The 14077-nt window shown below is 68.0% G+C and carries 13 protein-coding genes and 1 pseudogene; 3 read left to right on the forward strand and 11 right to left on the reverse strand.

Annotated features, from left to right (window positions below):
• Nucleotides 1-260 precede the first annotated feature (260 nt).
• The 11 genes and pseudogenes from ftsY to rsmD all read right to left on the reverse strand — a co-directional run bounded on the left by ftsY (nucleotide 261) and on the right by rsmD (nucleotide 11535).
• Nucleotides 261-1676, reverse strand: a complete 1416-nt coding sequence (gene ftsY / locus AAFP30_RS21400) for a signal recognition particle-docking protein FtsY (RefSeq protein ID WP_419232035.1) — start codon at nucleotides 1674-1676, stop codon at nucleotides 261-263.
• A gap of 11 nt (nucleotides 1677-1687) precedes the next feature.
• A complete protein-coding gene (gene smc / locus AAFP30_RS21405; RefSeq protein WP_419232036.1) occupies nucleotides 1688-5293 on the reverse strand; it encodes a chromosome segregation protein SMC in 3606 nt (1201 codons plus the stop codon).
• Nucleotides 5294-5355: 62 nt separating this feature from the next.
• Nucleotides 5356-5637 carry an acylphosphatase gene (locus AAFP30_RS21410; protein ID WP_419232037.1) on the reverse strand — a complete coding sequence of 94 codons (282 nt, stop codon included), beginning with the start codon at nucleotides 5635-5637 and terminating at the stop codon, nucleotides 5356-5358.
• 4 nt (nucleotides 5638-5641) lie between these two features.
• Nucleotides 5642-6100 carry an OsmC family protein gene (locus AAFP30_RS21415; RefSeq protein ID WP_419232038.1) on the reverse strand — a complete coding sequence of 153 codons (459 nt, stop codon included), beginning with the start codon at nucleotides 6098-6100 and terminating at the stop codon, nucleotides 5642-5644.
• An 80-nt stretch (nucleotides 6101-6180) separates the two neighbouring features.
• Nucleotides 6181-7047, reverse strand: a complete 867-nt coding sequence (mutM, locus tag AAFP30_RS21420; protein WP_419232039.1) for a bifunctional DNA-formamidopyrimidine glycosylase/DNA-(apurinic or apyrimidinic site) lyase — start codon at nucleotides 7045-7047, stop codon at nucleotides 6181-6183.
• A gap of 33 nt (nucleotides 7048-7080) precedes the next feature.
• Nucleotides 7081-7818 carry a ribonuclease III gene (rnc, locus tag AAFP30_RS21425; protein ID WP_419232040.1) on the reverse strand — a complete coding sequence of 246 codons (738 nt, stop codon included), beginning with the start codon at nucleotides 7816-7818 and terminating at the stop codon, nucleotides 7081-7083.
• A 6-nt stretch (nucleotides 7819-7824) separates the two neighbouring features.
• Nucleotides 7825-8418, reverse strand: a complete 594-nt coding sequence (locus AAFP30_RS21430; protein WP_419232080.1) for a YceD family protein — start codon at nucleotides 8416-8418, stop codon at nucleotides 7825-7827.
• A 63-nt stretch (nucleotides 8419-8481) separates the two neighbouring features.
• The gene (locus AAFP30_RS21435; protein WP_419232041.1) at nucleotides 8482-9312 is read right to left on the reverse strand and encodes a DivIVA domain-containing protein; all 831 of its coding nucleotides are present in this window, start codon (nucleotides 9310-9312) and stop codon (nucleotides 8482-8484) included.
• A gap of 116 nt (nucleotides 9313-9428) precedes the next feature.
• On the reverse strand, nucleotides 9429-9917 hold the full coding sequence (coaD, locus tag AAFP30_RS21440) for a pantetheine-phosphate adenylyltransferase (protein WP_419232042.1): 489 nt from the start codon (nucleotides 9915-9917) through the stop codon (nucleotides 9429-9431).
• A 10-nt stretch (nucleotides 9918-9927) separates the two neighbouring features.
• A pseudogene (locus tag AAFP30_RS21445) lies at nucleotides 9928-10925 on the reverse strand (NAD(P)H-dependent flavin oxidoreductase).
• A 52-nt stretch (nucleotides 10926-10977) separates the two neighbouring features.
• Nucleotides 10978-11535 carry a 16S rRNA (guanine(966)-N(2))-methyltransferase RsmD gene (gene rsmD, locus AAFP30_RS21450; protein ID WP_419232043.1) on the reverse strand — a complete coding sequence of 186 codons (558 nt, stop codon included), beginning with the start codon at nucleotides 11533-11535 and terminating at the stop codon, nucleotides 10978-10980.
• Nucleotides 11536-11711: 176 nt separating this feature from the next.
• Here rsmD and ectA point away from each other — a divergent pair, with 176 nt between their 5' ends.
• The 3 genes from ectA to AAFP30_RS21465 all read left to right on the forward strand — a co-directional run bounded on the left by ectA (nucleotide 11712) and on the right by AAFP30_RS21465 (nucleotide 14026).
• Nucleotides 11712-12239, forward strand: coding sequence for a diaminobutyrate acetyltransferase (gene ectA / locus AAFP30_RS21455; RefSeq protein ID WP_419232044.1), 528 nt, complete (start codon nucleotides 11712-11714; stop codon nucleotides 12237-12239).
• Nucleotides 12240-12326: 87 nt separating this feature from the next.
• Complete coding sequence (gene ectB / locus AAFP30_RS21460) at nucleotides 12327-13598, forward strand: diaminobutyrate--2-oxoglutarate transaminase (RefSeq protein WP_419232045.1); 1272 nt, start codon at nucleotides 12327-12329, stop codon at nucleotides 13596-13598.
• The gene (locus tag AAFP30_RS21465) at nucleotides 13595-14026 is read left to right on the forward strand and encodes an ectoine synthase (RefSeq protein ID WP_419232046.1); all 432 of its coding nucleotides are present in this window, start codon (nucleotides 13595-13597) and stop codon (nucleotides 14024-14026) included. The genes ectB and AAFP30_RS21465 overlap by 4 nt, the downstream gene beginning before the upstream one ends.
• The last annotated feature ends 51 nt before the right edge of the window (nucleotides 14027-14077 follow it).

A 14077-nucleotide genomic window follows, 5' to 3' on the forward strand; every position in this document is an offset into this window, starting at 1 on the left:
ATCCGCCACTCGTATCCCTCCTCATCCACACCGCGACGTTGTGGCCGCGGCTTGACCTGACGAGAAGAGTGCTCGGTTGATGTTTCAGTGATGGCGACGGCATGTTTCGCCGGAGTGAACACGACGCCCGGAAATGTTTCCTGCGAGTAACCGCCCAGGTCGCCTTTTGGCGCCGGGCGGGCGCGGCGAAGAATCGTCGATGTCCGAATCGCATTCGGCAAATCGGCGATTCGTCGCCGCGTGACCGTCCTGCCGACGGGTCAGAGCAGCGCGTCGACGAAGGCCTCGGGCTCGAAGGGCGCAAGGTCGTCGGCACCCTCACCGAGGCCGACGAGCTTGACCGGCACGCCGAGTTCCTCCTGGACGTGGAAGACGATGCCACCCTTGGCGGTGCCGTCGAGCTTGGTCAGCACGACGCCGGTGATGTCGACGACCTCGGCGAACACCCGCGCCTGGGTGAGGCCGTTCTGGCCGACGGTGGCGTCGAGCACCAGCAGCACCTCGTCGACGGGCGCCTTCTTCTCCACCACCCGCTTGACCTTGCCGAGTTCGTCCATCAGACCGGTCTTGGTGTGCAGGCGGCCTGCGGTGTCGATCATGACGACGTCGACGCCGTTCTCGATGCCCTTGTTGACCGCATCGAAGGCCACCGAGGCGGGATCGGCCTGCTCCTTGCCGCGCACCACCTCGGCACCGACGCGTTCCCCCCAGGTCTGCAGCTGGTCGGCGGCCGCGGCACGGAAGGTGTCGGCGGCACCGAGGGTCACCCGCCGGCCGTCGGCCACCAGCACGCGCGCGAGTTTGCCGGTGGTGGTGGTCTTGCCGGTGCCGTTGACGCCGACGACGAGCACCACCGCGGGACGATCGCCGTGCGGCAGCGCCCGCACCGACCGGTCGAGTTCGGGGTGCAGCTGACCGACCAGGGTGCGGCGCAGCAGCGCGCGGGCGTCGTCCGCGCTGCGCACGCTGTGTGTGGCCAGCTCTCCTCGGAGCTTGTCCACCACCGCCGTCGTCGACGCGGTACCGAGATCGGCCATCAGCAAGGTGTCCTCGATCTCCTCCCACGAGTCCTCGTCGAGGTCCCCGGCGCCCAGGAGGCCGAGCACGCCCTTGCCGATCGCACCCTGCGACCGTGCGAGGCGGCCCCGCAGCCGACCCAGACGTCCGGCCGTGGGCGCGATCTCGTCGAGCGCCGGGGCGGTCAGCGTCGAGGCGTCGTCGGGTACAGAGACAACGGTGCCGTCGGGTTCGATCAGCGTCCCCTCGGCCACCTCGACGTCCGGCAGTTCGACCTCGGTGATACCGCGCTGCGCGGAATCCCGCGGCACCGACGCGTCGTCGCCGACACCGGGCTGTCCGTCGACCTCGGTGCGCTCGACGGGCGGGGTGACAGTGTCGGGCGGGGTGACAGATTCGGGCGGGGTGGCAGATTCGGGCTTGCTCGGTGGTTCGGCGAGCGCGGTGCCCGATCCGCCCTGACTGAAGTTGAAGCCGGAGCCCGCCTGGTAGCCGCCGGATTTGTCGACCTGCGGCTTGGTGCCGTCGATCGGCGCCTGCTTGGTCGGGTCATCGGTCAGCGAGATTCGTCGACGACGCGACATCCCCACGCCGAGCGCGACGAGCGCGATCAGCACGAGCACGGCGATGACGATGCCGATGATGATTCCGGTGTTCACGGTCGGAGCCCCTATCGATTGGTGGTGTCGGCGGCGACGGGGATGTCGACGCCGCGAAGACGTTGGGAGATCACGGTGGTGATGCCGTCACCACGCATGCTGACGCCGTAGAGTGCGTCGGCGACCTCCATGGTCGGCTTCTGGTGGGTGATGACGATCAGCTGCGACCGTTCGCGCAGTTGCTCGAACAGCGCGATGAGCCGACGCAGGTTGGTGTCGTCGAGGGCCGCCTCCACCTCGTCCATCACGTAGAACGGCGACGGACGCGCGCGGAAGATCGCGACGAGCATCGCGACCGCGGTCAGCGACTTCTCGCCACCGGACAGCAACGACAACCGCTTGACCTTCTTGCCCGGCGGGCGGGCCTCCACCTCGATGCCGGTGGTCAGCATGTCGTCGGGGTTGGTGAGCACGAGACGCCCCTCCCCGCCTGGGAACAGCGTGCTGAAGACCTGGGTGAACTCGCGTTCGACGTCGGCGTAGGCCTCGGTGAAGACCTGCAGGATGCGGGCGTCGACCTCCTCGACGACGGCGAGCAGGTCGCGGCGGGCGGCCTTGACGTCCTCGAGTTGGGCCGACAGGAAGTTGTAGCGCTCCTCGAGGGCGGCGAACTCCTCGAGCGCCAGCGGATTCACCTTGCCCAGGGTGTTGAGGTCCTTCTGCGCCTTTTTCGCGCGGCTCTCCTGAGCGGCCCGGTCGAACGGCATCGGCGCCGGCGCCACCACCTGTTCGCCGCGTTCCTTGGCCTGTTCGTACTCGGCGATCTCCAGTGCCGACGGCGGCAGCGGCACGTCGGGACCGTATTCGGCGATCAGGTCGTCGGGGGTGATCGCGAACGTCTCGAGGATCTGTTCCTCGAGTTGCTCGATCCGCAGCACCACCTGGGCGCGGGCGACCTCGTCGCGGTGTACGGCGTCGCGCAGCGTGTTGAGCCGCGCGGTCAGGTCCGCGGATTGGCGTTTGCATTCGTCGAGCGCGGCGGTGCGTTCGACCCGCACCTGCTCGAGTTCGTCGCGGCCGGCCTGCGCCGACGCCACTGCCAGTGAAAGCCGTTGGGCCACTTGCGCTCCCGCGTCCGCGACGGCGGCGGCGACGGTGGCCGCGTGCCGGCGTGCCCGATCGGCCTGCTCGGCGCGCGCCCGAGCATCGCGTTCGCGTTGGGCGGCCCGGCGCAGTGAGTCGGCCTTGCCGCGTACCGACGCGAGCCGTTCCTCGGCGGTCCGCAACGTCAGCCGTGCCTCCATCTCCGCGGCGCGGGCGGCGGCGGTGGCCTCGGCGGCCGCGGCGCGCGGGGTGTCGTCGCCGACCTGATCGGGGGTCACCTCCGACTCGTCGTGCGCGAGCCGCAACCGTTCCTCGAGTTCGTGCAGCTTCTCCAGCGTCTCCGCGCGGCCCCGCTCGACGAAGTCCCGCTGCCGGGTCAGGCGGTCGACCTCGGCTCGCGCGGTCCGGACCTCCTGCCCGAGCCGGGCCATCTGTTCGTAGGTGCCGCCGACGGTGGCGTCGGATTCGTGCAGTGCGGCGAGCGCTTCCTCGGCAGCCTCGGCACGCTCGGCCTGATCGGTCAGCGCACCCGCCAGCGCGGCCTCGATCTCTTCGGAACTCCGTTGCGCCGCAGCCAGTTCCGCAGTGGCGGTGTCGATCGCGGACTGCACCTCGAGGGTGGACGGCCGCCGCGACGAACCACCTTCGACGCTGGCCGGGCCGATGCGGTCGCCGTCGCGGGTGACGGTCTGTACCTGGTGGGTGCGGCTCAATTCCAGGCCGTGCTCGGCGGTGTCGACGAGGACGGTGTCGGCCAGCACGAGTTCGACGGCGCCCTGGATCTCCGGCGGGCAGGTGATCACCGACGACGCCCAGCGCGCACCGTCGGGCAGGTCGAAGCGGGCCGGTGCCGCGGGCGCGGGCAATCCGCCCAGGATCAGAGCGGCGTGTCCGCCATCGCCGGACTTCAGTGCGGTCAGGGCGCGGACCGCGGCGATCGCATCGACGGTGGCGATCGCGTCGACCGCGGTGCCGAGCGCACCGGCGATCGCCGTCTCGTAGCCGGGCTCGATCCGCAGCAGTTCCGACATCGGCGCCAGCAGTCCGTCCGGAGCGTTCTCCTGCAGCCAGGCCCCGCCGTCGTTGCGTTCCAGACCGACGGACAGTGCCTCGATCCGCGCGGTCAGCGACGCGATCTTCTGCTCGGTCTCCCGCTGGGTGCGCTGCAGGGTCGCGACTCGTTCGTTGGATCGGTTGAGGGCGGTGATCGATCGTTCATGGTGCTCGTCGAGTCCGTGCTCGGCCGCCTCGAACTGGCCCAGACTCGCCGCGGTGGTGTCCTGCTGCGCCTGCTGGGTCTCGGCACGCTCGGCAGCGGTGGCGATCGCCGCGGTGAGTCGGGCAGTCTCACCGTCGACGGATTCGGCCTTGGTCCGCAGGTTGTCGACCTGTCCTTCGAGGCGAGCGAGACCTTCGCGCCGGTCGGCGATGGCCCGCACCGCGGCCAGGTGAGCCTGTTCGGCCTCCTGCGCGGTCTGCTCGGCGCGCGCGAGTTCCCCCTTGGCGGCGTCGAGGTAGTCGGCGGCCACCTCCACCGACTCGGTCAGTTCGGCTTCGGTGATGGCCGCTTCCTCGGCCTGGCGGTCGAGTGCGTCGGGATCGGGGCCGGTGTTCTGGGCGGTGGGTTCGGCCAGGTAGCGGCTGCGTTCGGCGGCCACCCGGCAGGTCGCGTCGACGCGTTCGGCCAATGCGGAGAGCCGGAACCAGGTCTGGCCGGCCTCGGTGGCGGCGGGGGTGACCGCGGCCAGGCGCTGCTCGTGGTCGGCGAGTTCGGCGTTGACGGTATCGAGGGCGGCGGCGACCTCGTCCTGCTGCGCCCGCACCTCGTCCTCCCCCGCGGTCTGTTCGGCCATCTCGGAACGCCGGGTGACGAGGTCGTCGGCGGCCAGCCGCAGACGCGCGTCGCGGAGGTCGGCCTGCACGGTCGCCGCGCGGCGGGCCACCTCGGCTTGGCGGCCCAGGGGCTTGAGTTGGCGCCGGAGTTCGGCCGTGAGGTCGGACAGGCGCGCGAGGTTGGCCTGCATCGAGTCGAGTTTGCGGACCGCTTTTTCTTTGCGTTTGCGGTGTTTGAGGACGCCGGCGGCCTCTTCGATGAAGGCGCGGCGATCTTCGGGCCTGGATTCGAGGATGGCGGCGAGCCGCCCCTGTCCGACGATGACGTGCATCTCGCGGCCGATACCGGAGTCGCTGAGCAGTTCCTGGACGTCCATCAACCGGCACGACGACCCGTTGATCTCGTATTCGCCTGCGCCGTCGCGGAACATGCGGCGGGTGATCGACACCTCGGAGTATTCGATGGGTAGCGCACCGTCGGCGTTGTCGATGGTCAGGGTGACCTCGGCACGCCCGAGCGGGGGTCGGCCGGACGTGCCGGCGAAGATGACGTCCTCCATCTTGCCGCCGCGCAGCGCCTTGGCACCCTGCTCCCCCATGACCCAGGTCAGCGCGTCGACGACGTTGGATTTACCCGAGCCGTTGGGACCGACCACACAGGTGATGCCCGGTTCGAAACGCAGGGTCGTCGCCGACGCAAAGGACTTGAAGCCCTTGAGTGTCAGGCTCTTGAGGTGCACGTCGGACCAGAGTACTCACTGATCGGCGTCGGATCCGCACATACCGACGGCGTCGGCACGCCCTATCTCTCGCCGAAACCGGTCAGGTCGCCACGCGGGTCGTCGAAGGATTCGACGACCTGGTCCACCCGGCCGGGCGTCTCGCCCGAGCGCAGCGCCGCCAGCAGCGATTCCGCGGCGCTGCGCGGTCCTTCGGCGACGACCAACACCCGCCCGTCGACCTGGTTCGATGCGTAGCCGACCAGCCCCAGTTCAAGCGCGCGGGAGCGGGTCCACCAGCGGAAACCGACACCCTGGACGCGGCCGTGGACGTAGGCGGTCAGGCGGACCGGGGTGTCGGTCATGATGTCAGTCCTTCTCGATGACGAGGTTCACGGTGGTACCCGCCTTGAGGGTGCGGCCGACGGTGCAGACGGCGTCGATGGCACGCTCGACGACGACCAGCAGGCGCTGCTGGGCGTCCTCGTCGAGCTCGGACAGGTCGACGTCGAGGATCTCGGTGAGTTCCGGGTAGAGCTCATTCTCCCGATCGGCGGCGCCGCTGACCCGGATGGTGGCGTCGTAGTCGTCGCCGAGGCGCCGGGACAGGGGGCGGTCCGACGACAGTCCGGTGCACGCCGCGAGCGCGATCTTGAGCAGTTCGCCGGGGGTGAAGACGCCCTCGACGTCCTCCGACCCGACGAGCACCTCGGCGCCGCGCGAGCTGCGGCCGGTGTAGCGGCGGGTGCCGGTCCGCTCGACCCACAGTTCGGTGTGCGGGTGGGCGGTGGTCTCGGTGCTGGAGGTGGCCGTCTGCTCGGTGGTCATGGTCGCTGCTTCGTTCCTTCGGTCGGGGTGGCGCCGTACGATGGCGGGCCTGCGTGGGCGTTAACGCTCGCGGGACGGGTTTACTTCCGCGGCGGGCGCTGACATCGGGGGCAATAGTACGAGCTGCGGTTCATGAACTGCTCGCGGCGCATGATGGCACCGCACCGGCGGCACGGCTCGCCTTCACGCCCGTAGGCGTTCAGCGATCGTTCGAAGTATCCGGACTGCCCGTTGACGTTGACGTACAACGAATCAAAGGACGTACCACCAACTTTCAGCGCTTCACCCATCACCTCGGTGACCGCGCCCACGAGCTCGCCGACCTTGGCCCGGCTCAGTCCGCCGGTGGCGCGGGTGCCGTGCATCCGCGCACGCCACAACGCTTCGTCGGCGTAGATGTTGCCGACGCCGGAGATGACGGTCTGGTCGAGGAGTGCGCGCTTGATCTCGGTGCGGCGGGCGCGGATTCGGGTGATCGCGGCGTCCACGTCGAAGGCCGGATCGAACGGATCCGGTGCGATGTGCGCGATGGATTCCGGTACCGGATCGCCGGTTGCCGCGTGCAGGTACTCGTCGACGTGCCAGCCGCCGAAGGTGCGTTGGTCGACGAAGCGCAGTTCGTTGCCATCGTCGAGCGACGCACGGATTCGTAAGTGGATGTGGTCGTCGGTGCCGGCCTGCGCGATGAGCATCTGCCCGCTCATCCCCAGGTGGACCACGACCGGAAAAGTGTCCTCGCCGTGCCGGATGTCGAGCCACAGGTACTTGCCGCGCCGGTGTACGCCGACGACGTCGGCGCCGGCGAGTCGCCCTGCAAGATCCACGCCGCCGCCGACGTGGCGGCGCACCGACCGTGGATGCAGGACCTCCACGGCGGCGATGTGGCGGCCGACCACATGATCGAGGAGACCCGCACGGACGGTCTCCACCTCCGGAAGTTCGGGCACTTCAGCAGTTCCCGGGGTTCACGTCGAGTCCGCTCACGTCGCGTCGGCGCGCTCGGTGATCGCCTGCCAGGCCAGCGAGGCCGCCTTCTGCTCGGCTTCCTTCTTGGTCCGCCCGACGCCCTCTCCCAGACTCTCCCCGGCGACGACGGCCACCGCGGTGAACTCCTTGTTGTGGTCGGGTCCGGTGGAGGAGATCTGGTAGTGCGGCGGACCGTAACCACGTTCGGCCGACAGCTCCTGCAGCGACGTCTTCCAGTCCAGTCCGGCGCCGAGATCGCCTGCGCGACCGATGATGTCGTCGAAGAGTCCGAGGATCACGGTCTTGCAGTAGGCCAGTCCGTGCTGGAGATAGAGCGCGCCGAACAGCGATTCCAGGCCGTCGGCGAGGATGCTGTCCTTGTCGCGGCCGCCGGTGAGTTCCTCGCCCTTGCCGAGATAGAGGTGGCGGCCCAGACCGCCCTCGCCGAGGTCGCGCGCGACCGCGGCCAACGCGTGCATGTTCACCACACTGGCCCGGATCTTGGCGAGTTCCCCCTCGGATCGGTCGGGATAGCGCAGGTAGAGACGTTCGGTGATGATGACGCCGAGCACCGAGTCACCGAGGAATTCGAGGCGTTCGTTGGTGGGCAGGCCACCGTTCTCGTAGGCGTAGGAGCGGTGGGTCAGCGCCAGGGTGAGGAGTTCGTCGGAGAGTTCGGCATGCAGTGCCGTCAAGAGGTCCGCGAATTTCTCGGCTGCTGTTGTGCTCTCGGCTGAGTCCGGGGTGCTCACGTCTGCTCAGTCACCGCCTCGGTTCTCCGGCGCCGCATCGGCGTCCGAGGCCGGAAACTTGTCGCGCAGACCGGCCCACCGAGGGTCGATGATCTCGTGGGAGTGGCCGGGCTCGGCCACCGCGAGACGCACGCCGCATTCGGTGCAGAGGCCCGGGCAGTCGTCGGAACACAAGGGCGACAACGGAAGTTCCATGGCGACCGCGTCGATGATGGACTGCTCGAGATCGATCCGATCGTCGAGAAGGCGGTGGATGTCCTCGGAGTCGGTCGTCTGCTCGGTCGCGCTGTCCGGGTAGGCGAACAGCTCGGTCAAGAAGACGGTGACGGTGCCGTCGAGGGGTTCGAGACAGCGGGCACACTGCCCATCGGTTTCGCCGCTGACGGTCCCGGTGACGAGGACGCCCTCGCTCACCGACTCCAGCCGGAGATCCAGATCGATCTCGGATCCCTCGGGGATTCCGATCATCTCGACCCCGACCCGTTCGGGAGCGCGCACGGTGCGGTGCACCTCGGACATGGTGCCCGGCCGGCGCCCCAGGGTCCGGACGTCGATGACGTACGGGTCACGCACGGCGTCGTCGGCCGCACCTCTGGTCATTGCATGATCAGCCACAGGTTGCACGATACGCTGCGCGGCGCGCCCGCTCGCGCGTCTGTCGGATCAGACCGCGAGCGGCGCCCCGCGCTCGTCGACCCGCTCGTGCGCATGGTGCGGCGTCCCGGCCCGCGGGGCCGACGGATCGTCGACGCTGCGCGGGTACTCGACATAGTCGTGCATGCCCGCACCGGTGCGCAGCTGATGCCGGCCACGATTCACCGAACGCAGTGTGCCGGTGAGGATTTCCTCGAAGGAGGCAAGTTTCTCGTCGACATAGATGTCGCAGTCGCCACGCAGGCGGTCGGCTTCGGCGTGGGCGGAGTCGATGATCCGTTCGGCCTCGGACTTGGCCGCGGTGACCACCTCGGCCTCGGACACGAGGCGCTGCTGCTCGGCGATGCCATCGGCGACGGACTTCTCGTAGGTGTTGTTGCCTGCGTCGATGGCCCGCTGCGCCTCGGCGCGGGCGCGACCGGTCACGGCCTCGAATTCGCGTGCCGCACTGGTGGACATGCGATGCGCTTCGGCCGTCGCCTCGTCGACGAGCTGCCGTCCGTGGGCACCCGCCTCGTCGACCATGCGATCGGCGTGGGCCTTGGCCTCGGCGAGAATACGATCCGCTTCGGCGCGGGCGTGGGCGAGGACGGCCTCCGACTCGGAGTCGGCCTTGGTGATCACGCTGTCGGCGTGATGCCGGGCGTTGCCGACCAGCGTATCCCGCTGGTCGAGCACGTCCTGCGCGTCATCGAGTTCGCCGGGTAGCGAATCCTTGAGGTCGTCGAGCAGTTCGAGGACATCGCCTCGCGGCACCACGCAGTTCGCGGTCATCGGGACGCTGCGCGCCTCCTCGACAATGGCGACCAGTTCGTCGAGCGCTTCAAAAACCCGGTACACAGCTACCCCTATCCGGCGCGAGCCTTCGGAACAGTTCGGTGGAACAGATGTGACTATTGTGCCGAATGGTGCGCTTGTGATTGGTGAGGTGAGGTTTGGGCGTGTCGCTCGTGCCGTCAGACCTGCCGCTCCCCCGCCAGAATCGCGGTCACCCGCTGGTAGATGTGCGGCGCGAGGAAGGGTTTGACGTCGCCGCCCAGTTTGGCGACCTCCTTGACCAGCGAACTCGAGACGTGCGCATACTTCGGGTCGGTGAGCAGGAACATGGTCTCGACGTCGGCGAGTTCACGGTTCATCTGCGCCATCGGGACCTCGTAGTCGAAGTCCACGCCGGAGCGGAGTCCCTTGACGATCGTGTCAATGCCCTCGTTGGTGAGGTAGTCGACGAGCAGCCCGGTCCAGCGGTCGACCCGCACGTTGGGCAGGTCGGCGCAGTCCTCGCGGATCAGGGCGATCCGTTCGTCGACGCCGAGCAGGCCATGCTTGTTCGGATTCACCACCACGGTGACGACGAGCTGGTCGAACCGGGCGGCGGCTCGTTCGACGATGTAGCGGTGGCCAATGGTGAAAGGATCGAAGGAGCCGGGGAAGACTGCAGTGGTCATAGGAAGAAAACTACGCGAGCGCATCCGCATACTCGGCCGCCAGTCGCGCCATCAGCGTGGCCACCGGTTCGGCCGTCACCGCACGCCAGCCGGTGCCCGCCCACAGGTTGATGGAGTCGGCGTCGCCGGCCGCGGTGGCCGCCGCACGCAGCGGCTTGGTCAGGTGATGCACGTGCGGATACCGGGCGGGCGCGTCGACGTGTCGCCGGGTGAAGCCGTTGCGCAGTGAGCGAGCCGACCGTCCGGAGAACGCGCGGGTCACCACGGTGTCGGGGTAGACGCGGTCCAGGAGCGCCTGACGGTAGGGCGCGGAGGTCCCCGCCTCGTCGCAACACAGGAAAGCGGTGCCCAGTTGCGCGGCCACCGCACCGCGCCCGAGCATCGCGCGGATCGCGGCGCCGTCGGAGATACCGCCCGCGGCGATCACCGGCACATCGAGTTCGGCGACGATTGCCGATACCAATTCGATTGTGGGAGTTCGACTTCCGCCAGCATCCCGAGTAGGGTCGTCGATCCACAGGCCACGGTGTCCGCCGGCTTCGATCCCCTGCGCGATCACCGCGTCGGCGCCCGAGGCCACCGCGGCGCGCGCTTCGTCGATCGAGGTGACCGTGACGCCGACCGGCAGTCCGCGGGCGTGGAGACGCTCGATGCGGTCGCGGCCGGGATCGCCGAAGGTGAACGTCACGAACGACGGCCCGTAGCGTTCCAGGACCTCGATCTTGCCGTCCACCTGCTCGTCGGTGAACCGCGCGTCGCCGAGTTCGACCCCGAGTGCGCGGGCCTCGTCGGCCAGTTCCGCGCGGTACCGATCGAGATCGTCACCCACCCCCGGATCGGGGCCGGAGACGAAGATGTTCACCCGTACGGCCGGGCGGTGCGGTTCTCGACGTCGACGACGAGCGCTTCTAGAGCCTCCGGCGTCAGATAACCCGCGGCGACCATGCCCAGCCCGCCGGCCTCCGACACCCCGGCGACCAGCGCAGGTGTCGTCGGGCCGCCGGCCATCGGCGCGCCGACGATCGGCAGGTCGAACTGCAGGGAACCGACCCGCACAGTTTCAGCCACGACCCGCCACCTCGACTCGGGTGTCGCCGTAGTTCTTTGACACGAGCACCTCCAGTTCGGTCGGCCAGCCGGTGTCGGGTGCGCGTACCGCGCGTTCGAGAACTATGAGACCGTCGGGCGCCAACCAGGCGGGTGCGGCGAGTTCGGCCAGTGCTGCCGTCACCTCGGCGACGTCGAGGTCGTAGGGCGGGTCGAGGAAGATCAGATCCAGGGGTGCCGCGGGCGCGGTCGCCAAGAACGCTGCGGTGGTGCGCGTGACAACCGTCGTGCGGTCGCCGACGCCACAGGTCTTGACGTTCGCGGTGATCACCGATGTCGCAGCACGTCGGGAATCCACCAGCGTGGCCGACGATGCGCCCCGGGAGAGCGCTTCGAGTCCCAGCGCGCCCGAGCCGGCATAGAGATCGAGGACTTGTGTCCCGTCGACCTCGATGCGGGCATCGAGGATGTTGAAGACGGCTTCACGGACGCGATCCGATGTCGGCCGGGTACCGTCGTCGGGCACCTTGAGTCGACGACCGCGGAACCCGCCGGAGATGATCCTCGTCACCGCACCCATTGTGCCCTCCGCCGGCTTTCCGAGATCCCCTGGACGTCCTGAGACAAACACGCGGACGTGTCCCGCATCACATAACCCCTGTGAACAGGCGTAAGGACGGTCTGGCGACCACCAATTCCAGAAGGTACATGACTTCGCCGTTGCGCATTGTTAACGTCGAACGAGATATGAGCCCGTCCCAAACAAGCACGGCCCCAACTACCGCCCTTGCTGTCGACTACCGGCAGCCCAACACCGACGATGGTGCGCGACTCTGGGAAATCGCCTCGGATTCACAGGTTCTCGACGTCAATTCGAGTTATTCCTATGTCCTGTGGTGTCACGATTTCCCCACCACCTCGATCGTCGCCGAAATCGACGGTACGCCCGTCGGATTCGTCACCGGATATCGCCGCCCGAGCGATCCGTCGACCTTGATGGTCTGGCAGGTCGCCGTGGACGACACCTATCGCGGCCACCGCATCGCCGCGACCATGCTGCATCACCTCTTCGATCGCGCCCAGCGCTCCGGTGTGGTCGCGATGCACACCACGATCAGCCCGGACAATGTTGCCTCGCAACGACTTTTCGCATCCGTGGCACAGGCGCGCGGGCTGCGCTTCGATCGTCGCGACCTGTTCGACGCGGGGGCATTCCCCGACGCACACGAGCCCGAGCATCTCTACATGCTCGAGCCGGATATCCCCGAAATCTGATCTCCACGAGCACGATCGGCTCTGCAGTGGCTCAATCCTGCCTGGTCGACGCCAATTCTTGATCGACACAACAGAAAAGGGAGCATCATGACACTTCTCGACTCCACCGTTGACGACTCGGTCTTCACCCAGCACGAATCCGATGTGCGCAGCTATTGCCGCAGCTGGCCCACGGTGTTCAACCGCGCCAGCGGTTCCTGGCTCACCGATGTCTCCGGCCGCCAGTATCTCGACTTCTTCGCCGGTGCCGGCGCGCTCAACTATGGCCACAACAATCCGCTGATGAAGTCGGCACTCATCGACTACATCTCCGACGACGGCATCACGCACGGCCTGGACATGGCCACGGTCGCCAAGGGACGCTTCATCGAAGCCTTCACTTCGACGGTCCTCGAGCCCCGCGGTCTGGACTACAAGATCCAGTTCCCCGGCCCGACCGGCACCAACGCTGTCGAGGCCGCACTCAAGCTGGCCCGCAAGGTGACCGGACGCGAGTCGATCATCAGCTTCACCAACGCTTTTCACGGCATGACGCTGGGATCGCTGTCGGTGACCGGTAATTCGATGAAGCGTGCCGGCGCGGGCGTGCCGCTGGTCCACGCGACCCCGATGCCGTTCGACAACTACTTCGGTGGCGTCATGGAGGACTTCGCCTGGTTCGAGCGCGTGCTCGACGACTCGGGCAGTGGCCTCAACCGGCCCGCCGCGGTCATCGTCGAGACCGTACAGGGCGAGGGCGGCGTCAATGTGGCACGCGCGGAATGGCTTCGCGCACTGGCAGATCTGTGCCGACGTCGCGACATCCTGCTGATCGTCGACGACGTGCAGATGGGCTGCGGCCGCACCGGTGCGTTCTTCTCCTTCGAAGAGGCCGGCATCACCCCGGACATCGTGACGCTGTCGAAGTCGATCAGCGGATACGGACTTCCGTTGGCGCTCACCCTGTTCCGTCCCGACCTCGACGTCTGGACGCCCGGCGAGCACAACGGCACCTTCCGCGGCAACAACCCGGCGTTCGTCACCGCCACTGCAGCGATCGAAAACTATTGGCGCGACGATGTTCTCGCCCAGGATGTACTCGCCAAGGGCGATCGGATCCATGAAGCGTTCACCGAACTCGGCAACCGGTTCGACGGCCTGAGCACCCGCGGGCGAGGCATGGTCCGCGGCCTGGTGTTCGACGAGGCCACCGCCGCGGGCAAGGTGTGCGCGAGTGCATTCGAGGCGGGCCTGCTCGCCGAGACCTCAGGTCCGTCCGACGAGGTCGTCAAGCTGCTACCGCCGCTGACCATTTCACATGAGGACCTGAACACGGGTCTGGAGATTCTGACCGATTCCGTCAAGGAGGTGATCGGATGATCGTCCGAACCACAGCAGAAATCACCGGTACCGAGCGAGACGTCGCCGACCCGCTGGGCAACTGGCGTTCCAAGCGCATCGTGCTCGGCGGCGACCACGTCGGTTTCTCGTTCCACGAGACCACGATCAACGCCGGCTCGACGAACAACTTCCACTACGCCAATCACGTCGAGGCCGTCTGGCTCGTCGAGGGCGAGGGCACGTTGACCGACCGGGAGACCGGCGAAACCTATCCCCTGGCACCGGGCAGCATGTACCTGCTCAACGGACACGAGCGGCACACGGTCAAGGCCGACACCCAGATGCGCATGCTCTGCGTGTTCAACCCGCCCGTCGTCGGGACCGAGGTCCACGACGAGAACGGCGTGTATCCGCTGGTCACGGTGCCGGAACCGACCGGTAAGCATTCGGTCGGCGCCACCAGCTGAGCTCGGCTCCCCGCTGGTTGAGCTCCGTCGAAACCCACCGCGTACGCACCC

The organism is Gordonia sp. CPCC 205515, from assembly GCF_048537925.1.
GTDB lineage: Bacteria > Actinomycetota > Actinomycetes > Mycobacteriales > Mycobacteriaceae > Gordonia.

Excerpts from the sequence above, each read along its gene's own strand:
- AAFP30_RS21410 (WP_419232037.1), bottom strand. The coding sequence starts at position 5,637 with ATGACCGACACCCCGGTCCGCCTGACCGCCTACGTCCACGGCCGCGTC.
- AAFP30_RS21415 (WP_419232038.1), bottom strand. The coding sequence starts at position 6,100 with ATGACCACCGAGCAGACGGCCACCTCCAGCACCGAGACCACCGCCCAC.
- AAFP30_RS21430 (WP_419232080.1), bottom strand. The coding sequence starts at position 8,418 with ATGACCAGAGGTGCGGCCGACGACGCCGTGCGTGACCCGTACGTCATC.
- coaD (WP_419232042.1), bottom strand. The coding sequence starts at position 9,917 with ATGACCACTGCAGTCTTCCCCGGCTCCTTCGATCCTTTCACCATTGGC.
- ectA (WP_419232044.1), top strand. The coding sequence starts at position 11,712 with ATGAGCCCGTCCCAAACAAGCACGGCCCCAACTACCGCCCTTGCTGTC.
- ectB (WP_419232045.1), top strand. The coding sequence starts at position 12,327 with ATGACACTTCTCGACTCCACCGTTGACGACTCGGTCTTCACCCAGCAC.
- AAFP30_RS21465 (WP_419232046.1), top strand. The coding sequence starts at position 13,595 with ATGATCGTCCGAACCACAGCAGAAATCACCGGTACCGAGCGAGACGTC.